Source organism: Sphingomonas sp. Leaf412, from assembly GCF_001425405.1.
In the GTDB taxonomy this organism is placed as follows: Bacteria; Pseudomonadota; Alphaproteobacteria; order Sphingomonadales; family Sphingomonadaceae; genus Sphingomonas.
Genome location: NZ_LMQP01000003.1, coordinates 328,744 through 329,428 on the forward strand (window position 1 = coordinate 328,744; position 685 = coordinate 329,428).

Annotated in this window: 1 protein-coding gene and 1 pseudogene; one reads left to right on the forward strand and one right to left on the reverse strand. The window is 69.8% G+C overall.

Going from position 1 to position 685, the window contains the following annotated elements:
- A pseudogene (locus ASG29_RS08710) lies at positions 1 to 285 on the reverse strand (hypothetical protein); the annotation flags it as partial.
- A gap of 65 nt (positions 286 to 350) precedes the next feature.
- Between ASG29_RS08710 and ASG29_RS17195 the strand changes: the two are divergent.
- The coding region (locus ASG29_RS17195; RefSeq protein ID WP_414884383.1) for an OsmC family protein at positions 351 to 685 on the forward strand (335 nt) is incomplete at its 3' end.

The following is a 685-nucleotide window of genomic DNA, read 5'->3' on the forward strand; positions in this document are numbered from 1 at the left end:
GTCCAGCGCCAGCGCATGGGTATGGCGCCGCACCGTCTCGAACGGCCGCCCCAGCGACCGCGACAGCGCGTTGATCGATCCGAACCGCGTCTGTTCGCGCGGCGGCGCCAGTACGCCCTGGCTGCTCCAGTCCGCGGCGCACACCCGCGCCAGCAGCAGCGCGACGACGCCGCGGTCGGGATTGTGCGTCAGGTGATGCGCGGTGGCGCGGCCGACGGATACGTACACCTCCCCGAACAGGCGCGATATCTGGCGATAGGGCAGGGGGGAGGGAGAATCGGTCATTGAGGGCGATCGTGCGCGACACTATCGATGCGGTTCCGCGGCGATAGCCGCACTATCCATTTTGGGTGCCAAGCCCCATGAACGAGCGGCCGACGACCACGCCCCGGCATCGCTACGCGGTGCGCACCGAATGGACCGGCAACCGCGGCGCCGGGACCGCGACGCATGACGGTTATTCGCGCGCGCACGACATCGCCGCCGCGGGAAAGGCGGCGATCGCCGGTTCGTCCGACCCGGCGTTCCGCGGCGACCCGACGCGCTGGAATCCGGAGGAACTGCTGATCGCGTCGCTGAGCGCGTGTCACCAATTATGGTATCTGTCGCTATGCGCCGCGGCGGGCGTGATCGTGACCGCCTATGCCGACGAGGCGACGGGCGAGATGGCGCAGGACGCGGACGG